We start from the raw sequence: 25,168 nt of genomic DNA on the forward strand, positions 1-25,168 counted from the left end.
GTGCCGCCCCCGCCGCGTGCGCGTCCTGGGCCGGCGCGCGCCCGACGCCCGCGGGTGTGACCTGCGACCGCCCGTACGCCCGGAGTCGGCGGCACGGCGCGCGCGGGCCTAGACTCGACGAATTGTGGACCTCCAGTCATTGATCGACGCCGTCTCCGCGGTGGTGACGTCTCACGAGGGTGAACTCGTCGCGTTCCGCCGGGACCTGCATCGCAACCCCGAGCCCTCCTGGCAGGAGGTGCGCACGACACGCGCCATCATGGAACGGCTCGAGTCGGCCGGCATCCCGGCCGAGCGGCTCGACCAGACGGGCGTGGTCGTCGACCTGGGGGCCACCTCGCCGACGTTGCGCGTCGGCCTGCGTGCGGACATCGACGCACTTCCCCTCACCGAACGCACCGGGCTGCCCTTCGCGTCCCGCCGCAAGGGCACGGCGCACGCGTGCGGCCACGACGTGCACACCACAGCACTGCTCGGCGCGGCCCTCGCCCTGCACGCGCACGAGAACGAGTTGCGCCGGTTGGGCGTGGCTGTCCGGTTGCTGTTCCAACCGGCCGAGGAGTCGATGCCGGGAGGGGCGCACATCGTCCTCGAGAAGGGCCTCGTCGACGACGTCGACATCGTCTTCGCCCTCCACTGTGACCCGCGCCGCGACCTCGGGGAGATCGGGCTCCGGGTCGGCCCGATCACGGCGGCGGGTGACCAGGTCACCGTGCGCCTCACCGGCCACGGCGGGCACACCTCACGCCCGTTCCTCACCGAGGACCTCACGTTCGCGCTGGGCAAGGTCATCTGCGATCTTCCCGGTGTCCTGTCGCGTCGCCTCGACCCGCGAGCCGGTGCGCTGCTCGTGTGGGGCGGGGTCCATGCGGGCGGGGTGCCCAACGTCATCCCGGAGTCCGGCGAGGTCACGGGCACCCTGCGGATGCTCGACGCGAGCGCCTGGCAGGGCATCGGCCCGCTGCTGCAGGAACTCGTCGAGGCGGTCGTCGCGCCCTACGGCGTCGAGGCCGAACTGCGGCACGTGCCCGGCGTGCCGCCCGTCGTCAACACCCAGTGGGGGATCGACGCGCTCAGCGCCGTGACCGTCGCCCTCTTGGGGAACGCGGGGGCCGTGCCCACCGAGCAGTCCCTCGGCGGCGAGGACTTCGCGTGGCTCGTGATGAACCGTGAGGGGGCTCTCGGCCGTCTCGGGACCCGTACGCCCGGGGGGCCCACCTACGACCTCCACCGCGGTGATCTCGTCATCGACGAGCGGGCCATCGCCATCGGCGCCCGCACCTACGCCTCCCTGCCGTTCGCTGCCCTCGCGGCCCGCGGCGGCGCCGCCCTTCCTCCGATCGTCTGAGGCTCTCGACGCGGGACGGGCGGGAGACCTCCGGCGATCACCGGCAGGGCCGGACGCAGGACCGCACGGCATCGTGCGAGACCTCGGGGTCGGGGTGGGTGTCGGGGTCGGTGTCGGGCGCGGTGGGGTGGAGGCGCGCCGGGGTGGTCATGCCCCGGCGGAGGGGCCGGCTGACGTCGTCGTCGGGACCGACGTGGTCCCGGCCGCCGACGTGGTGGCCGTGACCGCCGCCCCGGCCGGGAACAGCCGTGCGCGACGCTCCTGGAGGTGGACGAGGCGCCGGGTCTCCCGGCGGCGGCGCTCGGCCATGATCGCGTCGACGACGTCGGCGTCCGGGGCCCCCGCCGGAGGTGCGGGACGAACACAGGCCCGCAGGCGGTCGGCGAGTTCCTGCGACACGCGGGCCGCGGCGGCCTCGTTGAACCCGCGCCGGTGGGCGAGGGAGGCGCGGACCAGGGCGGCGAGGTCGTCGGGGACGTACAGGTCGGCGTGCTCGACCCAGGCCGCGAGGGCGGGATCCGTCCGTGGTTCGGGCGGGAGGGCGAGGCGGACGCGGTCCCGAGCGACGTAGGTGCCTGCGGCCATGTCCCCGAGGCGTCTCGTCGGCTGGGAGAAGAGCAGCGTGAGGACCGCCACCGCACCGCCGGTGCCCCACACCTCGACGGACCCGACGAGGTGCCGGGTGAACAGCCGCCGGAGGTCGGCCAGGGCCCCGTCGTCGCGCACGGTGCGCAGGCCGGTGGCGAGTTTGCCGAGCGTCCGTCCGTGGCTGAGGGCCTCGCACGTCACGGGGAACCCGACGAGGAGGAACACCGCGGTGACGACGGCCGTCGCGGCGCTGAGGGCGTCGTCGAGGTCGAGCCCCGCCGACCCGATGACGCTGGACTCCGCCCAGAGCACGGCGAATCCGAGGAGGAGCGTCGCGATGACGTCGATGATCCCCGACACCAGCCGGATCGCCGGGCCGGCGATGGGGATGGCGACGACGACCCCCTCGCCCGTGATCATCTGTTCGCGACGCGTCCCCGATCCCATGCCGCCAGCGTAGAGCCCCCACGCGCGACCGCCGCGCCCCCGAGTCCGCCCGCGCCGTCCGCCGTCGGCAGCGCGGCTCGGTCACTCGGCGACGTCCCGGATCCGGAACGTGGCGGGGCGTCCGAGACGGTGGTGGGGCCGGTGATGCCCGCCCTGGGAGTGAGGTCCCGGCCGCGGCCTGCGCCAGGGGTGGTCCCGGAGGGCCGACACCGCGAGGCCGAGGGGAGGTGGCGGCCCTACAGTGGGCTGATGGACGTCGACGCCTTCGCCGCGGTGCACCGTGACACGTGGTCGAGGCTCGAGGAGCTGTGCGACAGACCTCCGTCCTCGGTCGCCGAGGTCGACGAGTTCGTGTCCCTCTACCAACGCACGACGACGCACCTCTCGCTCGTGCATTCGACGTCCCCGCCGGACCCCTATCTCGTGCCGTACCTGTCCTGGCTGGTCGCGCGGGCGCGGTCACGGGCGTTCACGGAGGGATACCGTCCTCCCGCGCACGTGAGCCTCCTCCGCTTCTTCTCCCGCAGCTTTCCCGCCGCCCTGTACCGGTTGCGGTGGTGGTGGCTCGGGGTGATGGCGTTCTCGCTGCTCTACATCGCGGGAACGTGGTGGTGGCTCTCCGCGCATCCCGAGGCCCTGGTCGCCGCCGGCAGCGAGGAGGGTGCGCGGCGGTACGTCGACCACTCCTTCGTCGAGTACTACAGCCGCTACCACCCGGCGAGCTTCTTCCTGCAGGTGTTCACGAACAACGCGTGGCTGAGCGCGCGCCTCGTCGTCGCGGGTCTGCTCGGACTGCCCGTCGCTCTCGCCCTGCACGGCAACCTCGCCGGCCTCGCTGCGGCAGGTGCGCTGCACGACCACTACGACAGGGTGGGTCAGTTCTTCGGGTACATCCTCCCGCACGGGTTGCTCGAGCTGACGGGTCTCTTCATCGCCGCCGCAGCGGGACTGCGGTTGTTCTGGTCCTGGGTGGAGCCCGGCCCGCGAACTCGGTTGTCCTCGCTCGGCGCCGAGGGGAGATCGATGGTCGGCGTCGCCCTCGGCCTCGTCGCGCTGTTCGCCACGGCCGGGGCGATCGAGGCGGGTGTGACTCCGTCGGGCTGGTCGACGCCGGTGCGGATCGGCATCGGGGCCGCGGTCGAGGCCGCGTTCTTCGCGTACGTCTTCGTCCTGGGCCGACGGGCGGCGCGTGACGGCGCGACCGGTGACGTCGAGGGGGCCGCCGTCGTCGCCGACCTCCCGGTCGACGGCACCCGCGCCTGACGTCCTCGCGCCCGACCGCGGCGGCACGAGACCGCTGCGGAGTGGATCAGAGGAGGCCGCGCTCCTTCAGGCCCAGGTAGGTGCGGGCGAGGTCGACCGGCAGATCGGCGGGGGGACGGTCGAGAACCGTGACGCCGAGCCCCTCGAGCACGGCCGCGGTGCGCTCGCGGCGGGCGAGCGCCTGGGCCGCCGCGGCCGCGGCGAAGGCGTGGTCGGCCTCGGCGTCCGTCTCGCCGCCTCCGATTCGTCCCGGGGACGACTCCTCGGTGGGCGGAGCGGGAGTCACGTCGGTGGGTCCGTCGCCGGAGAGCTGCGGCAACGCGGGGTCGCGCACCGACGCGAGGACGAGGGTGTGTCGGGCGCCGAGGGCGTCGAGGGCGGGCAGCAGGGTCTCCTCGACGACGACGGGTTCGAGCGGGGTGAGGAGGACGACGAGCGCGCCCCGCGGGGCCAGGTCGAGGGTCGTGGCGGCCAGAGCCGACCAGTTGGCCTCGACGAGGGAGGGATCGACCGGTCCGAGGGCGTCGATGAGCCGGTGCAGACGGTCCTCGTGCCCGGCGGCACCGCGACCTCCGGGGTCGACGAGCCGCACGTCCCGGTCGCCCGCGACGACGTCGACGCGGTCACCGCCCCGGGTCGCGAGGGCGGTGAGCAGCAGTGCGGCGTCCATCGCGGCGTCGAGGCGCGGCACGTCGCCGATGCGGGCGGCGGTCGTGCGAGAGGTGTCGAGGACGATGACGACGTGACGGTCGCGCTCCGGGCGCCACGTGCGGACGACGGCCGCCCGGCGCCGTGCCGTCGCCCGCCAGTCGATGCTCCGCACGTCGTCGCCGCGCACGTAGTCACGCAGGGAGTCGAACTCCGTGCCCTGTCCGGGCAACCGGACCACGGCGCGTCCGTCGAGCAGCTGCAGGTGGCGGAGCAGGCCGGGGAGGTGCCGCCGCGACGGGAACGCCGGCAGTACCCGGAGGAGCCCGGTCACGGGCACCGAACGCTGCCGCCCGGCCAGTCCGAGAGGACCGAGCAGTCGGAGGGTCACGCGGTCGGCACGGAGGTCACCGCGGCGCGTGGGGCGCAGGGGCGTCGACAGCGTCGCATGATCACCGGGCGTGAGGTCGACACGGTGGACGAGACGTGCTCCCGCCGACGGTTGCCAGGCATCGCGGAGCACCCCGCGGGCGCGACGGCGGCCGGTGTTCGTCACCGTCAGCACACTCTCGGTGTCCTCGAGCAGGTGCACCGGAGGGAGCGTCGCACGGTCGAGGCGCACATCCCGGATCCGCGCGGCGAGGGCGAGGTCGAGGGCGACGAGGAGGGCGACGACGCCGAGCCACACGACCGCCGTGGCGAGCGTGGGGGCGAGCGGGATCGCGAGCAGCCCGACGAGGGTGAGAAGGACGGCCCGGCCGGTGAGGGTCATCAGCGCGGGACGGCGACGGACCCCACGGCCCCGTCGAGGGCGTCGCGGGCCGTGACGCCGTCGAGTTCGGCCTCGGTGCGCAGGACGAGCCGGTGCGCGAGCGTGGGATGGGCGAGGGCCTTGACGTCGTCGGGGGTGACGAAGTCGCGGCCGTCGAGCCACGCCCAGGCACGGCTCGTCGCGAGCAGGGCCGTCGCGCCGCGGGGACTCACCCCGAGCGCGACCGAGGGCAGGCTGCGGGTCGCGCGCACGACGTCGACGGTGTATTCCCCGACCTCGCGCGAGACCGCGACACCGGCGACGGCGAGGCTCGCGGCGGCGACCGCGTCGGCCCCGGCGACGGGTCGCACTCCCGTGGACGTGAGGTCGGCGGGGTCGAATCCGCTCGCATGCCGACGGAGGACCTCGATCTCGTCGTCGCGATCGGGGAGACCGACGTGCAGTTTGAGGAGGAACCGGTCGAGCTGGGCCTCCGGCAACGGGTAGGTGCCCTCGTACTCGACGGGGTTCTGCGTCGCGGCCACGAGGAACGGTGTGGGGAGCATGCGCGAGAGACCCTCGACGGTGACCTGCCGTTCGGCCATGGCCTCGAGCAGCGCGGCCTGGGTCTTGGGCGGAGTGCGGTTGATCTCGTCGGCGAGGAGGAGATTGGTGAACACCGGACCCTCCCGGAAGGCGAACGCGTCGTGGTGCTGCTCGTACACGAGCGAGCCGGTGATGTCACCGGGCATGAGGTCGGGTGTGAACTGCACGCGCCGCGTGTCGAGGTCGAGTGCGGCGGCGAGGCTGCGGACGAGAAGGGTCTTGGCGACACCGGGTACGCCCTCGAGGAGTACGTGCCCCCGCGCGAGGAGGGCGATGAGCAGGCCGGTGACGACGCCGTCCTGACCGACGACGACCTTCGCGACCTCCTCGCGCACGGCGTTCAACGCGGTGCGGGCATCCGCGCCCGTCCCGGACACGGCGGGGGGCGCAGGGTGTGGGCCGGTCGGGCCCGGCCCGGAGGAGTCGCCGGAGGGGTCGCCGGGCACCTCGCTGGGGGTGTCGCCGTGTCGGGGGACGAATGCGTCGCTCATGGGCGGGCGACCTTCCTACGGAGGTGGTGGAGTTCTCGTGAGGCGGTGGGTAGCTCGGATGCTTCGAGGGGCCGGGTGAGCAGGTCGAGGATGGCCTCGACGTCGGTCCGCCCGAGGCGGGCGGCGACGGCGGAGGCAAGGCGTCGGGAGTCCGCGTCGGGCGGGAGCCGCAGGGTGGTGCGGAGGTCGTCGCGGGCGGCAGCCTGAAGCACGGCCCCCACCCCGTGGGCGTCGCCGGTGCGACGGTACAGGCGGGCGCGGGCGAGGGTCGTCTCCTCGGCGGGGACGACGACGGGCAGGGGTTCGGTGACCAGCGGACCGAGGCGGCGGCCGCGCCACAGGCAGAACACGATGGTGGCGGCGGACAGCAGGAGCACGGTCGGGGCCACCCAACCGGGCCGCGGGGCGGCGGCGCCCTCCACGACGAGCGGGTCCTCCGGGTCGACGGGGGGCAGGTACCAGACGACTCGCCCGGTGCCCCCGAGCGTGCGCAGCGCGATCGCCGCGTGTGACTCCTCCGTGACCCCGACGTTCGTCAGCAGCTGCGTCGACCCGAGCACGACGAGGCGCGGACGCCCTTCTGCCGCAGGCAGATCCACCAGGCCCGAGGGAGGGTGGGTGGGGTCGTCGGCGGCGTCGGAGTGGTCGGGGAAACAGGTCGTCGCGCCGGGCGCGCTCGAGCGGTACAGCAGGCCCGACCCGGCCACGGTCTCGCCGTCGCCCGTGAGCTCGCTGTGACACTCCGCCACGAACGGGCCCGGACCGGCCTGAGCGACGACGGTCACCGGGAGGTGCAGGGCGTCGATGATCCCGCTGCCCGGGGCGACGAGGACGAGACGCCCGGGGGAGGTGCGGAGGAGGGCATCGACGCCCGACTGCGAGAGTTCCGACGGGTTCGGCACGACGACGGTCGTGCGGGCGTCGACGCCCACGGCGGCGAGATCCTCCGGCGAACGGGCGGCCTCACCCGGTACCCCTCGGTCGGCGAGGACGCTTGCGAGAGCGCGGGTTCCTCGTGGCCCGGGGTCGTCGGGGTCGAGCGGCATCCGGGTGGTCGCGCGCCCGGAGAGGACGATGAGGACGGCGGCGAGGACCGCCGTGGCGACGAGGACGGAGACGACCGCAGGCCACGGCGGCCGCCATCGGGCCCGGGTTCGGGTGACTGATCCCGAACGCTCCATCCCCGGGCTCACCGCCCCTGACGACTCCGCGGCACCCCCGTCGCCGCGCACCCCCGCGGTCCGGGTCGAGGAACCCCCATCGGAGCCGGGACGCGGCGGCGTCACCACGGGTGTCCGTCGCGACGACAGGTCGGGGGCGGCACCGGCGCAGGCGGCCGCCCGGCGGGCGAACTCTCGGTCCCGGCGTACGCGGTCGGCGGCGTCGGCGGTGAGAACGCACCGGCGGGCACGGCCTGGCGTGCCCGACCCTCGTCGCCCTGGCTCGCGGCGGCCTCGAGCGCGACGTCGAGGTCGAGGATGCGCTCGGCCTCCTCGGTCGACGCGGTGGCGTCGCCGTACCGCACGCCGGCGAACGTGCGATCTGCCCGGCGCACCTCGACGGCGTACCGGGGGTGCCGGCCCACCAGGGCCCGCCCGGCCTCGTGCGCCGTGAGATCGAGACTGTCCCGGATCTCCCCGCGGGCCAGGCCCGCGGCGGTGAGCGCGCGGAAGGCCTCGACGACGCCGGCCTCCGCGTGACCGGCCTGCAGATGGACGCGGGCCCGGCGACGGTGCTCGGCCGCGTCGAGGATCTCGTCCGCCGCGAAGACCGTCGTCGGGGCCTCCGGCGGGTGACGGCGGGACCGGAGCATGAGCCACGCGACGAGGCCGATGAGCCCGATGCCGATCGCGACGAGGACCGGGGCGAGCAGGGGCGCGAGGTCCCTGTCCCCCGCGGGAATCGCGATCACCCCCTGCAGCCACTGCACGAAGAGCCCCCACCAGCTGCGGACGTAGGCGGGGTCGCGGAGCTCGGCGAAGAGCGCGTCACGCGCCTCCGTCGTGCCGGGCGGGGCCGGTGTGGGGGACAGCCCGACGAGGGTGACGCCGGCGGTGAGGTGCGTGGCCAGGCGCCCCGGGAGACCGTCGGCGGCCGAGTACGCGCCGGCGAGGGCCACGAGGGGCGGAGACATCACCGCAATCGCCGGAGATCCCAGAGGGGACGCGCTCAGCGTCCGTCGCCGCGCGTGAGGGGCCGGTCGCGCTCGGCCTCGGCGAGGAGGTCGACGGCGAGAGCCTCGGTGCGGAACCGGCGGTCCAGGTAGACGAGGGCGATCATCGCCGAGGAGAACGGTTGCACGAGGCCCTGCACGAGCAGTGACGCGAGGGCGGTCACCACCATCGCGAGGACCATGAGGCCGGGCGCGAGGCTGTCGGCTCCCGTCGCGACGGCGCCGCCGAGGATCGTCGCGAGGAGGATGCCCATGACCGGCAGCATGATGACGCTCGCCACCAGCCCGGTGAGGATGTTCGCGGTGAGGAGCACCCCGAAGGTGCGCCACCAGCCACCGCGCACGAGACGGATCGAGCGACCGAAGGCCGCGACCGGCCCGGAGCGTTCGAGCACGATGGTCGCCGGCGCGAGGGAGAGGGAGACCCAGAGCCACACACCGACGGCGATCGTCAGCGGGATCCCGATGGCGAGGACGACGCCGAACGCCGTCCACTGCTCGGCGACGGCGAGGACGACCGCGAGGACGACGACCGGCAGGACGACGACCAGGATGAGCAGGCTCTGGAGGATGACGAACCCCACGAGCGGGAGGATGCGGGACTTGATGCGGGCCCAGGCCTCCGCGAACGTGAGTCGGCGCCCGAGGGCCGTGTCGGCGACGACGGCGATGAGCACGCCCGCCAGGAGAGAGCTCGCGAGGCCGGTGAGAGAACTCTGCCCGTTGAGGAGCGCGTCGGTGCCGTTCTCGACGACCGCGCCCGATTCTCCCGCCATGAGGACGTAGACGCCGGGGGCGGCGACGAGCAGGGAGAGCACCGTGATGACGCCGAGGGTGAGGAACGAGAGGCCGAACATCGTGCGCGGGTTGAACCGCAGCACCGCGAGCGCCGTCTCGAGCATCTCCCCGAGCTGCATGGGGCGCAGCGGGATCGGTCCTGGCCACAGTTCGGGGACCCCTCCGGGGCTGACGCGACGGAACCCGCCGCGGGGTGTCCGGGTGCCCTGCGGGTCCGCTCCCCGGGACCCGGGAGAGGCGGCGGTGCCGGCGGCGTCGGGTCCGGTCGTCGGGAGGGGAGCGCCCGACCCGGTCGGGACGGGCGTGACCCGCGGCCCTGGAGGGGGCGCCGGCGCATCCCAGGACGGAGTCGCCGAGGCGGGTCCCCGTGACGGCGCCGGGCCCCCGTCGGCTCCCTCACCGCCGGTCCGGTCCTGCTCTCGGTCGTCGTCGAAACCCCGTGTGGGGTCGTCCCAGCGGCTCATGAGCCCCCTCTTCCTGATTGCTGTCCCCGCCATCATCACCCACGCCGAACCCCACGATGCGTCGATCCGCTCTCTGAGAGGATGGAGGCGTGACTGAGCGACAGACGTCAGTAGTGGTCCTGGGCGGCGGCCCCGGCGGGTACGAGGCGGCCCTGGTGGCCGCGGCGATCGGTGGTGACGTCACCGTCGTCGACCGTGACGGTCTCGGTGGTGCCGCCGTGCTCACCGACTGCGTCCCCAGCAAAGCCCTCATCTCCACGGCGGCGTACGTCAGCCGGCTCGAGGAGGCCGGCAAGCGCGGTGTCCACCTCGGCGCCGGCGCCGAGGTCGACGCCACCCTCGAGGCCGAGCTCACCGAGGTCAACACGCGCATCCTCGCCCTCGCCCAGGCTCAGAGCCGCGACATCCGCAGCCGCCTCGAGCACGTCGGGGTCACGGTCGTCGAGGGCACGGGCCGGCTGATCGACTCCGCCTCCGTCGCGGTCACGACCCCCGACGGCGAGACGCGGACCCTCCCGGCGGACATGATCCTCATCGCCACCGGCGCCACGCCGCGGGTGGTCGACTCGATGAGGCCCGACGGCGAACGCATCCTCACGTGGAAGCAGATCTGGAACCTCACCGAGGTGCCGGAGCGGCTCATCGTCGTCGGCTCCGGTGTCACCGGCGCCGAGCTCGCCCAGGCCTACCTCGGCCTCGGCAGCGAGGTCGTCCTCGTGTCCTCACGGGACCGCGTCCTGCCCGGCGAGGACCCCGACGCCGCCGAACTCATCGAACGCGTCTTCCGCGCCGAGGGCATGGAGGTGCTCAACCGGTCCCGCGCCGCGAGCGTCCGGCGCACCGAGGACGGCGTCGTCTGCGTCCTCGAGGACGGCCGCGAGGTCACCGGCTCGCACGCCCTCATCGCCGTCGGCTCGGTCCCGCAGACCACCGACCTCGGTCTCGAGGCCGCGGGCGTCGAGACGAGCCAGAGCGGACACGTCGTCGTCGACCGCGTCTCGCGCACGTCCGCGCGCGGGGTCTACGCCGCCGGCGACTGCACCGGAGTCCTGCCGCTCGCCTCCGTCGCCGCGATGCAGGGGCGGATCGCCGTCGCGCACGCCCTCGGCGACGCCGTCTCCCCGCTGCAGGTGCGGGGCATCAGCGCCAACATCTTCACCGAGCCCGAGATCGCCACCGTGGGAACCGGACTCGCCACCCCGGCCAGCAAGAAGAGTGGGTCGCCCGTCGAGAGCGAGGAGGGCGTCCGGCAGATCCTCATGCCCTTCGGCACCAACCCGCGGGCCAAGATGGACAACCTCTCCGAGGGCTTCGTCAAGCTCTTCGCCCGGGAGGGCAGCAACGTCCTCGTCGGCGGCGTCGTCGTCGCGCCGCGCGCGTCAGAACTCATCTTCCCCATCGCCCTCGCCGTGCAGCACCAGCTCAACGTCGACCAGGTGGCCTCGACGATCACGGTGTACCCCTCGCTGTCGGGGTCGATCGCCGAGGCGGCGCGTCGGCTCCATGTCACCCCGGGGGAGTGAGCGACGTGGTCGACCTGTCCCGCCTGTACCGCCGCGTCCGCGACAAGGGGCGCGACCTCGCGTCCGAGGCGCCGTCCCAGGCGCGTCACGCCGCCGACGAGGCCAGGCGCACCGCCGGAGCTCTCGGGGACGTGCTCGACGAGCGTTCCGGAGGCCGCTTCGGCGACGCTCTCGCCCGCGGTGAGGAGACGATCGGCAAGGTGGCTCGCACCCCCGGCGAGGCTCGCGACGCCTTCCGCGACGAGGCGTCCCGCGAGGGACACCGCCCGGAGGGCTACCGCCCCGACCCCATCGACGCCCCCGCCCCCATCGACCGCCCCGAACCGATCTGACCTCCCCATCTCGGGTCTCGCGTGGTGGTCGACGGCGTCGTCGGCGGCTGAGTCCCTAACGGGTCACTCGGCGTCCTTGATCTCGGCGAGGACGGCACCGCTGGTGACGGTCTCACCGACGGCGGCCTTGAGGCCGGTGATGACGCCGGACTTGTGGGCGTTGATGGGCTGCTCCATCTTCATCGCCTCGAGCACGATGACGAGCTCGCCCTCGGCGACCGTCGCGCCCTCCTCGACGGCGAGCTTGACGATCGTGCCCTGCATCGGCGCGGTGAGGGAGTCACCGGAGGCCGCGCCGCCGCCACGCCCACCGGCGCTGGACCGGCGGGGGGCCTTGCGGCGTGCGGTCGTGCCGCCGCCACCGCCGCCACCGCCGTTGCCGATGGCGAGGTCGCCGGGGAGGCTGACCTCGAGCCGCTTGCCACCCACCTCGACGACGACCTTGTGGCGGTCGGCCTCCTCGCTCGCGGCGTCGGCCGTCGGGCCGGAGTAGGGCTCGATCGTGTTGTCGAACTCCGTCTCGATCCAGCGGGTGTGGACGGTGAAGGGGTCCTCGCCCTCGGGGGCGAAGGCCGGGTCGTCGACGACGACGCGGTGGAACGTGAGCGCGGTGGGCATGCCCTCGACCTCGAACTCGGCGAGCGCGCGGCGTGAACGCTCCAGCGCCTGCTGTCGGGTGGAGCCGGTGACGATGAGCTTGGCGAGCATCGAGTCGAACTGGCCAGAGATGACGTCACCCTGCTCGATGCCGGAGTCGAGGCGCACACCGGGCCCGCTCGGGGGGGAGAACGTGAGCACGCTGCCCGGGGCGGGCAGGAACCCGCGGCCGGGGTCCTCGCCGTTGATGCGGAACTCGAAGGAGTGGCCACGCTGCCCGGCGAGGAGGTCCTCCTGCGTGTAGCCGAGCTCCTCTCCGTTCGCGATGCGGAACATCTCGCGCACGAGGTCGATGCCGGCGACCTCCTCGGTGACCGGGTGCTCGACCTGAAGACGGGTGTTGACCTCGAGGAAGCTGATCGTGCCGTCGACGGCGACGAGGTATTCGCAGGTGCCGGCGCCCTGGTAACCCGCCTCCTTGAGGATGGCCACGGAGGCGCGGATGAGCTCCTTGTTCTGCTCGTCGGTGAGGAACGGCGCGGGGGCCTCCTCGACGAGCTTCTGGTGGCGGCGCTGCAGCGAGCAGTCGCGCGTGGAGACGACGACCACGTTGCCGTGGGCGTCGGCGAGGCACTGGGTCTCGACGTGGCGCGGCTTGTCGAGGTACCGCTCCACGAAGCACTCGCCCCGCCCGAACGCGCCGACCGCCTCGCGGACCGCGGAGTCGAACAGCTCGGGGATCTCTTCGATGGTGCGGGCCACCTTGAGGCCGCGGCCGCCACCACCGTAGGCGGCCTTGATGGCGACGGGGAGGCCGTGTTCCTTGGCGAAGGCGACGACCTCGTCGGCGTCGGCGACCGGGTCCTTGGTGCCGGGGACGAGCGGGGCGTTCGCGCGGGTGGCGATGTGGCGCGCCTTGACCTTGTCGCCGAGCGCGTCGATGGCCTCGGGCGACGGCCCGATCCAGGTGAGGCCCGCGTCCATGACGGCCTGCGCGAAGGAGGCGTTCTCGGCGAGGAAGCCGTATCCGGGGTGCACGGCGTCGGCGCCGGACTGCTTGGCCACGTCGAGCAGCTTCTCCTGGACGAGGTAGCTGTCACCCGGCGTCGAGCCGCCCAGGGCGTACGCCTCGTCCGCCACCTTGACATGCAGCGCGTCCCGGTCCGGGTCGGCGTAGACGGCCACGGAACCGATGCCGGAATCCGCGCATGCACGTGCGATACGGACCGCGATCTCGCCGCGGTTTGCAATCAGTACCTTGCTGATGGACGCCATGAACCGGACTCTAGCGCGCGGCACCGGGCCATGGTCGGCTTCCCGGTCGGCCTCTCTTGGTGAGCGGTACCACACCTCCGGCGGGCTCGTCGGCGCCGCTCGCGACAGGTCCCGACAGGTGCCGCAGGGGGCCTCGGCGACGTGCCCGACGCCGGTTCCGCGGGCTCCGGACCACCCGCCCGGAGTGGGGCGTCGAGAGGTCGGGGCGGGGGTCGTCGGAGGCCGGTCGAGACACCTGCCGGGAACGTGCGCGTGCGCGGGGCGGCGTGGTCGTGGCAGGGCGACGCCGTGGGTGGTGGCCGGGCCGGTCTCCCGCCTGCGGTCGCGACGCCCCGGGCAGGTCAGTGGCGTCGGCGGGTGCCGGCGGCGAGGAGCAGCAGGACGATGATGAGCGCTGCGGCGCCCCGCCCGGTCAGCCCGGCGGGGTCTCCGGAGCCGTCGGCGCGGATGTCGTGTGACGCGAGACGGTCGAGCAGCCCTCGCAGACCCCCCGTCCCGACCGACCCCGAGCCCTGGGCGTCGGCCCCGAGAGCGGCGTCACGTCCGGCGGGGGAGTCGGCCGGTGCGGTGTAGATCTCGCCCGGCGCGGGCGCCTTCTCGCCGGATCGGGAACCGCCGGTGTCGCCGGTGGCCCCGCTCTGCCGTTCTGCTCTCGTGCCGCCTGAGGTCGACGTGCCGGCCGAGCGGCTCCCCGCCGTGCCGTCGTCGCCGGAGGTGGAGGTCCCGCCCGAGGCCGGGGCCCGACCGCTGGGGGTGGCTGCGGAGCCCGGACTCGCGGCGGAGGTGGGGCGCGTCGGCGCGGAGGTCGGGGTGGGGGTGAGGCCCCAGCGGTCGGCGTCTGCGCGCGGGGACGCGTCGGGTTGGGTCGCGCCGCGGAGGCGGTCGAGGAACGAGCCGCCGCGTCGATCCCCGCTCGTGCCGGAGTCGCCGATGCCGGTGGTCGGGGAGGAGGTCGCCGTGGGCGGATGGGGCGTCGCGGGGCTCGAGTCCGCACGCGTCTCCCGCTGCTGGGCGGCATAGGACAGCCCGAACATGCCGCCCCAGATGAGCGCGAGGACGGCGAGGACGAGGATCGTCGGGGCCAGCGCCGCGTTCTTCATCCCACCTCCTGTCGTCGCCGGGTCGGTCCGCTCCTCCCAGGACCGTACCCGTGCCGGTGACGATTCACGCGCACGCCACCCGGTGTCGCGCCGGCCTGCTCGCCCGACGACGGGGTCGCGGGTCGCGGGACGAGACCGGGGGCCGCGCCGACGGTGGGCCGCGGCCGGCCAGGACGGCCGCACGACGACGGGCCGACCTCGGAGTTCCCGAGATCGGCCCGTCGTGTGGGGTCACGGCCCGTCAGGACCGCTCACCTGGCATGGGTCACTTCTTGAAGCCCTTCTGCCAGCCCACGTCCTCCCACTTCACGGTGCGGAAGAGCGCGGGGCCGTAGTTGGCGACACCCTTGTGGAAGGCCCAGACGTCGGGGCCGTTCGCCCACGGCAGCTGGCCGTAGCCCTGCGCCATCCACTCCTTCTCGATGGCGTTCATCTCCTTGACCTGGTCGTCCTGGTTCTCGATCTCGCCCAACTTCTTGATGCGGGCGTCGAGCTCCGGGGTGCCGGTCTTGGAGTAGTTGCTCGTCGAGTCCGTGCAGTAGAACTGGCAGGGCGCGGAGGTCGAGATCGGGAACCCGCCGCTGCCCCAGCCCATCTGGAGGAAGTCGAAGTCCCGCTTCTCCATGGTGTTGCCGAACGCGGCGGCCGAGCGCATGTCGAGCTGGAGGTCGATGCCGATCGCCTTGAGCTGGTTCTGGATCGTCTGCGCCTGGGCGGTCACGACGGGGTCGTCCCCGTGAGCCGTGTAGCGCACGGTGAGCTTCTTGCCGTCCTTGGCGTACACGCCGTCGGAGCCCTTGACGTAACCGGCGTCCTGCAGCGTCTTCTCGGCGGCGGCGGCGTCGAAGTGGACGGGGAGGTTGTCCTCGCCGTACGGCTGGAAGGCGTAGAACATGGCCGACCCGACGGGCTTCTCGGTGTAGTCCATGCCCGCCCAGCGGACCTTCTTCAGCTCCTCGGGGTTGAGGCCCTGCCACAGCGCCTTGCGCACGGCGGTGTCCTTGAGGGACGGGGCGGCCGAGTTGAAGATGAAGACTCGCGTGCCGAGGTCCTGGCTCCGGCGAACCTCCATGTCGGGCGCGTTCTGCACCTGCGTCATGCGGGCCTTGGAGTTGGTCTGGACCATGTCGATCTCGCCGTTGCTGAACGCCGGGATGTTGGCCGAGTCCTCCATCTGGCGGAAGATGACCGTGTCCAGCTTGGGCTTGTTGCCCCACCACTTGGGGTTCTGCTTGAGCGTGACGGTCTGGGTCGCCTTGTCGAGCTTGTCGATCACGAAGGGGCCGGAGCGCAACTCGGGGTGCGGGTCGTCCTTCATGAGGGTGTTGAAGGCGTCCTTGGTGCCGAGCTTGGGGTGCAGCACGCTGGCGAAGAGGTTCTGCACCGGGTAGAACGGCTTCTTCATCGTGATGCGGACCTCTTCGGGGGTCCCACCCTGCTCGACCTTCTCGATGTCCTCGTAGCCGGACTGGGCGACGTTGTTGAAGCCCTCCTTGTCCACGGAGGCGCGGTTGGCCTTCCAGGTGGCCTCGAAGGACTTCCAGTCGATCTTGGCGCCGTCGTTCCACACGGCCTTGGGGTTCATCTTGTAGGTGATGACCTGCTTGCCGTCCTTGTTCTCGGACGTGGGCATCTCCTGCAGGTACTCCGTGCGAGGCGCGAACTCACCCTCGGGGGAGATGAGGTAGAACCCCGGCTGCACCGCAGCCATGACGGTGTTCCAGTCCTTGAGGTTCCCGTCGACGTGCCATTCGTTGTAGTTCGTGGGGAAGGAGTCAAGGGGGCGCGTGAACGTGCCACCGTCCTCGACGTTCTCCCGCGGCTGGGGGTTGTCGGCGATGTTGTCGGCGCCTCCGCCGGTGGCGCCGGGGGTGCCGCCTCCGCCGCCCTGGTCGTTCCCGTCACCATTGCCGGCACAGCCGGAGAGGACGAGTGCACCGCTCATGGCGACCACGAGTGCCATCTGGATCCGACGACTCTTCATTGGGTGTTCCTTTCCTGGGTTCCCCGCGGCTGGTCGTCCGCGGTGCCGTCGTGGGTGGAGACCCGCGACGTGACGAGCTTCTCCTCGGGATAGAAGCACGCTTGTTGATGGTCCGCGGCTCCGGTGGTGGAGAGTGGCGGCTCTGTTGTCCGACAACGATGCCGACGATTCTCGTCGAGTCCCTTGAAGACGGGGCAGCGTGTCGCGAAATCGCACCCTTCCGGGCGCTCGAGGGGGCTCGGCAGGTCACCGGAGAGCAGGATGCGGTGACGGTTGCGCTCCTTCTCCGGGCTGGGGACGGGGATCGCCGAGAGGAGCGCCCGGGTGTAGGGGTGGGTCGGGTTCTCGAACACCTCGTCGACGTCGCCGATCTCGACGAACTTGCCCAGGTACATGACGCCGACGCGGTCGGAGATGTGGCGGACGACGGCGAGGTCGTGCGCCACGAACAGGTAGCTGATGCCCAGTTCCGCCCTGAGGTGGTCGAGCAGGTTGATGACACCGGCCTGGATCGACACGTCGAGGGCCGAGACGGGTTCGTCGAGGATGATGAGTTTCGGATTGAGCGCGAGCGCACGGGCGATGCCGATGCGTTGCCGCTGACCGCCCGAGAACTGCGTGGGGAAGCGGTTGAGGTGGTCGGGCATGAGCCCGACGGTCCGCATGAGCTCGCGCACCCGCGCCTCGCACTCGGCCTTGGGCACCCCGTGGGTCTGCAGCGGTTCGGCGATGATCTCGAAGACCGTGAACCGGGGGTCCAGCGCGCCCATCGGGTCCTGGAACACGAGCTGGACGTTGCTGCGCAGTTCCGTGAGCTCGGAGCGCTTCTTCACGTCCTTGACCGAGGTGCCGAGAACGACGATGTTGCCGTTCGTCTTGGGCGACATCTCCATGATCTCGAGCAGCGTCGTCGTCTTGCCGCACCCCGACTCGCCGACGATCGCCATGCACTCGCCCTCGCGGATGTCGAAGTCGAGACCGTCCACGGCCTTGACGTGGCCGACCTGCCGCTTGAACAGCGTGCCCTTCATGAGGGGGAAGTGTCGGTGCAGGTTCCTCACCTCGAGGACGACCTCGCGCCGTTCGCGGGGGAGGCGGTCGAGGTCGCTCACGGCGACGGGCGGCACGGGGAAGATGTCGGTCGCCCCGGCGATCGTGCGGAGTTCGGCGCTGCGGATGCAGGCGGCCTGGTGGCCCGGCTCGACGCCCTGCAGCGGCGGTTCGCCGTCGAGGCAGGCGTCGGTGCTGATGGGGCACCGGGGGGCGAAGGGGCATCCGGTCGGTTCGACGAGGAGGTTCGGCGGGTTGCCCTCGATGGGGACGAGGCTCCGCTTCTCTCCGCTGTCGACGCGGGGGATGGAGCCGAGCAGGCCGACGGTGTACGGCATGAGGGGGTGGCCGTAGATCTGATCGACGGGGCCCACCTCCACGGGGCGGCCGGCGTACATGACCATGACCTCGTCGGCGATGCCGGCGACGACGCCGAGATCGTGGGTGATCATGATGACCGCGGCGCCCGTCTCACGCTGCGCCACGCGGAGCACGTCGAGGATCTGCGCCTGGATGGTGACGTCGAGGGCCGTCGTGGGCTCGTCGGCGATGATGACGCGCGGATTGTTGGCGATCGCGATGGCGATGACGACGCGTTGCCGCATGCCACCGGAGAACTCGTGCGGGTAGGAGTCGACGCGGGTCCTGGGGCTCGGGATGCCGACGATGTCGAGCAGCTCGATCGCGCGCTCGCGGGCCTTCTCCTTGCCGATCGACCCGTGGGCCCGGAGGGCCTCGATGATCTGGTCGCCGACGGTGAACACCGGTGTGAGCGAACTCAGCGGGTCCTGGAACACCATCGCGATGTCCTTGCCGCGGTAGTCCGACATCTGCTTGTCGGAGAGCCCGAGCAGCTCGTGGCCGTTGTAGGTGATGGAACCCGTGATCTTCGCGTTGTCGGCGAGCAGGCCCATGATCGCGAGCGAGGTCACCGATTTGCCGGAGCCGGACTCGCCGACGATCCCGAGCACCTGTCCGGGGTGGAGGTCGAAGTCGACCCCGCGGACGGCGTGGATCGAGCCGGCCTCGGTGCCGAAACGGACGTGCAGATCGCGCACCGAGAGGACGGCGCCGACGCCGGCACCCTCCGCCGGCGGCATCGTGCCGTGGACGGCGGTACTCATGCCCGGCCTCCTGACTTGCTGTTGGGGTCGAGCGCGTCGCGCATCCCGTCACCGATGAGGGCGAGCGAGAACGTGATCATGAGCAGGCAGACGGTCGGTCCCCAGAACATCCACGGGTAGGCGGCGAGCTGGCTTGCGGACTGCCCGATGAGGGAGCCGAGGGAGACGTCCGGGGGACGGACGCCGACGCCGAGGAACGACAGGGCCGTCTCGGCGATGATCGCCGAATAGGTGCCCGTGATGATGTTGATGATGAGCAGTGAGCCGATGTTCGGGATGATGTGGCGCCGGATGATGTTGACGTCGCGGACGCCCATGTAGCCGGCGGCCTTGACGAACTCGCGTTCCCGCAGCGAGGCGGTGGTCGCGCGGACGACACGGGCGAGACCCATCCAGCCGAACACGGTGAGCAGCAGGGCGAGCACGAGGGCGTTGCCGCCGGTGGAGCCCATGAGCACCGCGATGATGAGGAAGTACGGCATGAGGATGAGCATGTCGAGGATCCACATGCCGACCTTCTCGCGGGGACCGCCCCAGTAGGCGATGGCGGTGCCGTACGCGGCGCCGATGATCGGCGCGAAGACGCCGACGAAGAACGCGATGAGCAGCGACTTGCCGGTACCGCGGACGAGCATCGCCCACAGGTCGATGCCACCGCCGCTCGTGCCGAGCCGGTGGCCGCCGACGCCGGGCGGGGCGCCGATGTTCAGGAGGTCCTGGTCGAGGTAGGTGAACCGGTTGCCGACGTTGCCGAAGATCGCGAACAGCGTGACGAGCAGAAGCAGGAAGAGCCCGAGGACGGCGCCCTTGTTGCGCAGCAGCCGCGTGACGATGAGCCGCGCCTTGCCGGTGACCTTGACCTGGTCCTCGTCGCCGTGCGGGTTCTCGGCCCCGGGGTCGGTCGCCGCACGCGGCGGCGCCGCCGTGGCCGTGCCGAGCGCCGCGGGGGAGGGGACTGCCCCACCGCCCAGCCGGGAGGCCGCGTTCGCGCTTTCGGCGAGGGGGGTCGAGGGAAGGTAGTCGGGGTTCTGGGCGAGGGCGTCGGCGTGGTCGAGGGGGGCGCTCGAGGCGGGGTCGCCGTCGCGACCCGGACCGCTCCGGGGCGTGGTGGGGACGGGGGACGTGCCGTCGTCGCGGCCGAGCTCCCGGGGCGTGTCGCCGCGGGGGGCGTCGGGGTCACGCGGAGTGTGGTCGGTCATGTCAGCTCACCCGGGCTCTGGGGTCGACGATCGCGACGGACAGGTCGGCGAGGATCGCGCCGATCGCGAACATGAGCCCCCCGAAGGCCACGCCGGCGACGGCGACGTTGACGCTCTGGGTGACCATGATCGCGTCGAGCGTCCAGCGGCCGAGTCCCTGCCACGCGAAGACGGTCTCGATGATGAAGGTGCCGACGAAGATGCCGGGGAGTTGGAACGCGATGCTCTGTGCGACGGGGATGAACGACGTCCGCAGGGCGTGCCTGCTGATCGCCTCGAGGCGCGTGAGGCCCTTGGCGCGGGCGGTGCGCACGTAGTCGGCGTTGACGTTGTCGAGCAGCAGCGAGCGTTGCAGCAGCGTGTAGCTCGTGTACGCGACGACGGTGAGTGCGATGGTCGGCAGGATGAGGTGTTGCATCTCGTCGACGAGCCTCGGCCACGCCTCGTCGGGGACCCGCGGCGAGCGCATGCCGGTGACGTAGACGAGCCGCTTGTTCACCTGCTCGTTGAGCTTGATGCCCGACATCTGCACGATGAGGTAGACCACCGGCGCCGGGATCACCGAGATGAAGTAGGTGCCGTAGGTGATGACGCGGTCGCTGAACTTGTACTGGCGGGCGGCCGCGAAGACACCGAGGGCGACGCCGATGACGATCGAGATGAGGGTGGCGAGCAGGACGAGCCTCGCGGAGATCAGTGCGCGGGCGAAGAACTCGTCGTTGACGTGGGCGCCGTTGGCCCCGTAGCCCCAGTCCCAGTGGAGGACGATGCCGGTGAGCCACTGCCAGTAGCGGTCGACGGCACTCATGTGCGGGTCCAGCCCGATGACCCGGAGCTGGGTGTCGACCTGCTCGACGGTGGGGCGCGGGGTCCGCTGGAGCAGCCGCTCCTGGGGATTCATGAAGCTCACCGCAGCGAAGTACGCGATGGACGTGGCCACGAAGATCATGACGACGTAGTTGGCCATGCGCTTGGCGATGTAGACGATCAGGTCCACGGCGCGCGCCCTCGATCGAGGTGCGCCGGTGGGCGCACCAGGGGTTCGTGGGTCATCTCGTTCCTCCCTGGATCACGGCCGAGCAATGACGGCGCGTGCTCGCCCCGGTCCTCAGGGGCGAGGTGGTGCGTCGCCCGTGAGTGCCGGACGGGGTCACCCCATCTGGTCGAAAGGGTGCCCTGGGTTGGCGAGAAGCTAGCACCGACGTGCGGAGCTCCGCGTGTGAAACGGCGCATATTGCCGCTGGTCGTGACTCACTCGTCACCGACGAGGGGCCGTTCCGGGGCGCGCGCCGCCGGTTTCGGTGACCCGAACGGGCGTCCTCGTGATCGTCCTTACGACGTCGTCGGGGGAGGCGTCCGTGCTGGCGCCGACGCACGTCGCTCACCCCGTGGACGGGCGGTGCGCGGCACGGGTGAGGCGGTGCGACGGCGGCGGGGTGGCCTCCGGGCGTCGAGTTCGTCCCTCGGCGGCGGGACGGCCAAGGGGGTGGGGGTGGCGGCGTGGGGACGACGCCGAGCGTGGGGTGAGTGCGTCAGTGCGCGAGGCCCTCGAGGTCCTCCCGGCATCGACGCTCCAGGGTGTCGAGTTCGGTGAGGGCGACCTCGATGTCGGCCCGGCGCTGTTCGAGGTCGGCGCGGCGCTCGTCGATCTGGGCGAGGACGTACTCGAGTTGACCGCGTTCCCCCGGGTGGTCGTCGTACATGTCGACGATGCGGCGGATCTCCTCGAGGGGGAACCCGAGCCGTCGGCCGCGGAGGACGAGGTCGAGGCGGATGCGGTCGCGGCGGTGGAAGAGACGCCGGGTGCCGTCACGCTCGGGGGAGACGAGGCCGAGGGCCTCGTAATGACGAATCGTCCGATGGGTCACGCCGAACTCCTCCGCGACCTGGGCGATGGTGCGAGGCTCGGTGTCGGTGGCACTCGGACGGGTTGTCATGATCGACACAGTGCTTTACGTTGACGTCAACGTCAAGTGAGGTTTCCGAGTGTCGGCCCCGAGGTCGGCACCCGCCACGGTCGACCGGGGCGGGCGCTCGGCCGGCCGCCGCCGTCGACCTCGACCATCTCGACGACCTCGACGACAGACCACCCCCACCACCCAGACCTGGACAGGTCGAGAAGGGACACCGATGTTCGAGCTCTCCGCCGACCACGAGGACTTCCGCCGGACCGTGCGCGACTTCGCCGAATCGCAGATCGGCCCCCACGTCCGCACGTGGGACGGCGAGCACCACTTCCCCGCCGAGCTCATCCCGCAGATGGGCGAACTCGGCCTCTTCGGTCTCGTCGTGCCCGAGGAGTTCGGCGGTCACGCCGGGGAGGGCGGGGAGTTCACCTACCTCTGCCTCGCCATCGAGGAGCTCGGTCGCGTGGACCAGTCGATGGGCATCACCCTCCAGGCGGGCGTGGGCCTCGGCATCAACCCGATCCTCACCTACGGCACGCAGGAGCAGAAGGAGACGTGGCTGCCCGACCTTTCCGCCGGGCGCACGATGGCGGGCTTCGGTCTCACCGAGCCCGACGCCGGCTCCGACGCCGGGGCCACGAAGACGCGCGCGAGCCTCGAGAACGGGGAGTGGGTCGTCAACGGCGCCAAGGCGTTCATCACGAACTCGGGGACCCCGATCACCTCGGTCGTCACCGTCACGGCCCGCACGGGGGAGACCGAGGACGGCAAGGCCGAGATCAGCGCGATCATGGTGCCGAACGGCACGCCGGGCTTCACCGTGGAGCCGGCCTACGACAAGCTCGGCTGGAACATCTCCGACACCCACGGGCTCACCTTCGAGGACGCCCGGGTTCCCGAGGCGAACCTCCTCGGTCGTCGTGGCCACGGCTTCAAGCAGTTCCTCGCCACCCTCGACGACGGCCGCATCGCCATCTCGGCGCTCGCGACCGGCTGCATCCAGCGCATGCTCGAGGAGTCGGCGGAGTACGCCAAGACCCGCATGGCGTTCGGTCGGCCGATCGGTGCGAACCAGGGCGTGAGCTTCAAGGTCGCCGACCTCGCGGTGATGGCCGAGACCGCCCGTTGCCTCACCTACAAGGCGGCGTGGCTCAAGGACGAGATGCACGCCGGGCGCCGCTCGCACACGGAGGTCAAGAAGGCCGCGTCGATCGCCAAGGTGTACACCACCGAGGCCGCGGTCTCGGCCACGCGCATCGCGACGCAGATCTTCGGCGGCAACGGCTTCATGGAGGACTACCCGGTCGCGCGGTTCTACCGTGACAGCAAGATCCTCGAGATCGGTGAGGGCACCTCCGAGGTGCAGCGCATGCTCATCGCCCGCTCCTACGGGCTCTGACCGCCGCCCGCAGCCTGGTTCAGTGACAAGGAAGGACGTCATGGTCGACCTGCGTTCCGCCACCCCCTCGACGGCGGGGCCGTTCGCCCCGCCCGGTCCGGACGAGCAGGGGGGTGACGCCCGGGTCGCCGACATCCGTCGCCGGCTCTCCGGCGCTCACGCGGCCTCGGCGTCCCTGGGCGAGAAGGCGAGGGCCAAACTCGACTCGCAGAACAAGATGTTCGTGCGCGACCGCATCGCGCTGCTGTTCGACGAGGGGAGTTTCGTCGAGGACGGCCGCTATGCGAACGCGATGGTCGCCGGGCTGCCCGCGGACGGTGTCGTCACCGGCCGGGGCACCGTCGAGGGGCGGCCGGCGATCGTCATCGCCAACGACCCCTCGGTCAAGGCGGGGTCCTGGGGCGCCCGCACGGTGGAGAAGATCATCCGGGCCACCGAGGCGGCGCTGCGCGAGGAACTGCCCGTGTTCTGGTTCGTCGACTCGGCCGGGGCGCGGATCACCGACCAGGTGGAGATGTTCCCGGGCCGCCGGGGCGCGGGGCGGATCTTCCACAACCAGGTCGCGCTCTCGGGTCGTGTCCCGCAGATCTGTTGCCTCTTCGGCCCGAGCGCGGCCGGCGGCGCGTACATCCCGAGTTTCACCGACGTCATCGTCATGGTCGAGGGAAACGCCTCGATGTACCTCGGCAGCCCGCGGATGGCCGAGATGGTCGTGGGCGAACGGGTGAGCCTCGAGGAGATGGGCGGGGCGCGGATGCACTGCACGGTCTCGGGCGTCGGTGATCTCCTCGCCGAGGACGACGCGGAGGCCATCGAGCTCGCGCGGCTCTACTTCTCCTATCTCCCGAGCACGTGGGAGCAGGAGCCGCCCGTGTACGCGGTCGAGGCGCCGCTCGCTCCCCTCACCCACGCGAGCGTCCCCGACGTCGAGAGCGTGCCCTTCGACATCCACGAGGTCATCGAGGGGCTCGTCGACGAGGAGTCCTTCTTCGAGATCAAGCCGCTGTTCGCGCCCGAGCTCGTCATCGGCTTCGCCCGCATGGAGGGGCGCACCGTCGGCATGGTCGCGAACAACTCGGCGGTCAAGGGCGGGGTGTTGTTCACCGACTCCGCCGACAAGGCCGCCCGCTTCATCTGGCAGTGCGACGCCTACGGCATCCCGCTCGTCTACCTCGCCGACGTCCCGGGGTTCATGATCGGCTCCGAGGTCGAGCGCGGCGGCATCATCCGACACGGGGCGAAGATGGTGAGCGCCGTCTCCGAGGCCACGGTCCCGCAATTCTGTGTCGTGGTCCGCAAGGCGTACGGCGCGGGGCTCTACGCGATGGGGGGTCCGGGATTCGGGCCGGACGCGACGATCGCACTGCCCACCGCCCGTATCGCGGTCATGGGGCCGGAGGCGGCGGTCAACGCGGTGTACGCGAACAAGATCGCCCAGATCACCGATCTCGACGAGCGCGCCGCCTACGTCGCCGAGCGCCGCGCGGAGTACGAGACCGACGTCGATCTCGAACGCCTCGCCGCCGACCTCGTCATCGACGACGTCATCGAGGCCGACCGTCTACGAGAGGACCTCATCCGCCGACTCGCCTACGCGCGCGGACGGGACCGTCACTTCTCGCGCCGGCGTCACGGTGTGCCTCCGGTCTGAGGCGCACGCTGACCGGCACACCTGACTCCTTCGCCCACGGCGGAGGTCTCTCGGCCCCTCGACGGGCTCCTCTCGGCCCGCGTCCGCCTGAAGAAGGCCGACGCGGGCCGATTTGCATCCCGCGACGAGTCGGTCGTATGGTTCTCGGGTTGCCCAAACGGGGACCGAGGTCGCAAGACCGGCGAAAACCGGACGGAAACGGTCGATTTGACCGAGGAAGCCGGGCGCAGTAAGTTTCACCAGGTCCTGAACGGCCGGTAAAACTTCGGCTTCGAACTCATGAAGAACTCATGAAGAACGAAGAGCCGGGGTTGACACCGAGAAGCCGAGCAGGTAAGGTTCAAGAGTTGCCCCGGAGGCAAGCGCCAGGAACACGGCGTGAGTCACCGAGTGCATCCGATGCTTGAGAACTCAACAGCGTGCCAAAAATCGATGCCAATTGTTTGTTGG

The 25,168-nt window shown here is 71.6% G+C and carries 19 protein-coding genes; 6 read left to right on the plus strand and 13 right to left on the minus strand.

Annotated elements, in window-relative coordinates; genetic code table 11:
* The first annotated feature begins 124 nt into the window (after nt 1–124).
* Nucleotides 125–1,348 carry an amidohydrolase gene (locus RT054_RS03030; RefSeq protein WP_312718942.1) on the plus strand — a complete coding sequence of 408 codons (1,224 nt, stop codon included), beginning with the start codon at nt 125–127 and terminating at the stop codon, nt 1,346–1,348.
* A gap of 147 nt (nt 1,349–1,495) precedes the next feature.
* Here RT054_RS03030 and RT054_RS03035 read toward each other — a convergent pair whose 3' ends face one another.
* The gene (locus RT054_RS03035; protein ID WP_313022113.1) at nt 1,496–2,383 is read right to left on the minus strand and encodes an RDD family protein; all 888 of its coding nucleotides are present in this window, start codon (nt 2,381–2,383) and stop codon (nt 1,496–1,498) included.
* 249 nt (nt 2,384–2,632) lie between these two features.
* Here RT054_RS03035 and RT054_RS03040 point away from each other — a divergent pair, with 249 nt between their 5' ends.
* Nucleotides 2,633–3,646: a stage II sporulation protein M gene (locus tag RT054_RS03040; RefSeq protein ID WP_313022114.1), complete on the plus strand. Its 1,014-nt coding sequence runs from the start codon at nt 2,633–2,635 to the stop codon at nt 3,644–3,646.
* Nucleotides 3,647–3,692: 46 nt separating this feature from the next.
* Here RT054_RS03040 and RT054_RS03045 read toward each other — a convergent pair whose 3' ends face one another.
* The 5 genes from RT054_RS03045 to RT054_RS03065 all read right to left on the minus strand — a co-directional run bounded on the left by RT054_RS03045 (nt 3,693) and on the right by RT054_RS03065 (nt 9,232).
* Nucleotides 3,693–5,066 (minus strand): DUF58 domain-containing protein, encoded by a 1,374-nt coding sequence (locus RT054_RS03045; protein ID WP_313022115.1) that lies wholly within the window; start codon nt 5,064–5,066, stop codon nt 3,693–3,695.
* Nucleotides 5,066–6,142: a MoxR family ATPase gene (locus tag RT054_RS03050; RefSeq protein ID WP_313022116.1), complete on the minus strand. Its 1,077-nt coding sequence runs from the start codon at nt 6,140–6,142 to the stop codon at nt 5,066–5,068. The genes RT054_RS03045 and RT054_RS03050 overlap by 1 nt, the downstream gene beginning before the upstream one ends.
* Nucleotides 6,139–7,323, minus strand: a complete 1,185-nt coding sequence (locus RT054_RS03055) for a DUF4350 domain-containing protein (protein WP_312721813.1) — start codon at nt 7,321–7,323, stop codon at nt 6,139–6,141. The genes RT054_RS03050 and RT054_RS03055 overlap by 4 nt, the downstream gene beginning before the upstream one ends.
* Before the next feature lie 101 nt (nt 7,324–7,424).
* Nucleotides 7,425–8,276 (minus strand): hypothetical protein, encoded by an 852-nt coding sequence (locus RT054_RS03060; RefSeq protein ID WP_313022117.1) that lies wholly within the window; start codon nt 8,274–8,276, stop codon nt 7,425–7,427.
* Between the two features lie 35 nt (nt 8,277–8,311).
* Nucleotides 8,312–9,232 (minus strand): hypothetical protein, encoded by a 921-nt coding sequence (locus RT054_RS03065; RefSeq protein ID WP_312721818.1) that lies wholly within the window; start codon nt 9,230–9,232, stop codon nt 8,312–8,314.
* Between the two features lie 434 nt (nt 9,233–9,666).
* Here RT054_RS03065 and RT054_RS03070 point away from each other — a divergent pair, with 434 nt between their 5' ends.
* A complete protein-coding gene (locus tag RT054_RS03070; protein ID WP_313022118.1) occupies nt 9,667–11,100 on the plus strand; it encodes an NAD(P)H-quinone dehydrogenase in 1,434 nt (477 codons plus the stop codon).
* Complete coding sequence (locus RT054_RS03075; RefSeq protein ID WP_312721823.1) at nt 11,097–11,432, plus strand: hypothetical protein; 336 nt, start codon at nt 11,097–11,099, stop codon at nt 11,430–11,432. Before RT054_RS03070 ends, RT054_RS03075 begins: the two co-directional genes overlap by 4 nt.
* Nucleotides 11,433–11,495: 63 nt before the next feature.
* Here RT054_RS03075 and RT054_RS03080 read toward each other — a convergent pair whose 3' ends face one another.
* From RT054_RS03080 to RT054_RS03110, 7 genes are all read right to left on the minus strand, one after another.
* Nucleotides 11,496–13,304: a biotin carboxylase N-terminal domain-containing protein gene (locus RT054_RS03080; protein ID WP_313022119.1), complete on the minus strand. Its 1,809-nt coding sequence runs from the start codon at nt 13,302–13,304 to the stop codon at nt 11,496–11,498.
* A 341-nt stretch (nt 13,305–13,645) separates the two neighbouring features.
* Nucleotides 13,646–14,404, minus strand: coding sequence for a hypothetical protein (locus tag RT054_RS03085; protein ID WP_312721828.1), 759 nt, complete (start codon nt 14,402–14,404; stop codon nt 13,646–13,648).
* 265 nt (nt 14,405–14,669) lie between these two features.
* Nucleotides 14,670–16,388 (minus strand): ABC transporter family substrate-binding protein, encoded by a 1,719-nt coding sequence (locus tag RT054_RS03090; protein WP_312721830.1) that lies wholly within the window; start codon nt 16,386–16,388, stop codon nt 14,670–14,672.
* Nucleotides 16,385–18,562, minus strand: coding sequence for an ABC transporter ATP-binding protein (locus RT054_RS03095; RefSeq protein ID WP_312721833.1), 2,178 nt, complete (start codon nt 18,560–18,562; stop codon nt 16,385–16,387). The genes RT054_RS03090 and RT054_RS03095 overlap by 4 nt, the downstream gene beginning before the upstream one ends.
* Nucleotides 18,559–19,761: an ABC transporter permease gene (locus RT054_RS03100; protein ID WP_312721836.1), complete on the minus strand. Its 1,203-nt coding sequence runs from the start codon at nt 19,759–19,761 to the stop codon at nt 18,559–18,561. Before RT054_RS03100 ends, RT054_RS03095 begins: the two co-directional genes overlap by 4 nt.
* A gap of 1 nt (nt 19,762) precedes the next feature.
* Nucleotides 19,763–20,752: an ABC transporter permease gene (locus RT054_RS03105; RefSeq protein ID WP_313022123.1), complete on the minus strand. Its 990-nt coding sequence runs from the start codon at nt 20,750–20,752 to the stop codon at nt 19,763–19,765.
* Nucleotides 20,753–21,293: 541 nt separating this feature from the next.
* Entirely contained in the window at nt 21,294–21,698 is a 405-nt protein-coding gene (locus RT054_RS03110) for a MerR family DNA-binding transcriptional regulator (RefSeq protein WP_312722701.1), read from the minus strand.
* Nucleotides 21,699–21,891: 193 nt separating this feature from the next.
* Between RT054_RS03110 and RT054_RS03115 the strand changes: the two genes are divergently transcribed.
* Nucleotides 21,892–23,067 (plus strand): acyl-CoA dehydrogenase family protein, encoded by a 1,176-nt coding sequence (locus RT054_RS03115; protein WP_312722702.1) that lies wholly within the window; start codon nt 21,892–21,894, stop codon nt 23,065–23,067.
* A 40-nt stretch (nt 23,068–23,107) separates the two neighbouring features.
* Nucleotides 23,108–24,718: an acyl-CoA carboxylase subunit beta gene (locus RT054_RS03120; RefSeq protein ID WP_312722703.1), complete on the plus strand. Its 1,611-nt coding sequence runs from the start codon at nt 23,108–23,110 to the stop codon at nt 24,716–24,718.
* Nucleotides 24,719–25,168: the final 450 nt, after the last annotated feature.

This window comes from Mobilicoccus sp. (genome assembly GCF_032060985.1).
Taxonomy (GTDB): Bacteria; Actinomycetota; Actinomycetes; order Actinomycetales; family Dermatophilaceae; genus Mobilicoccus.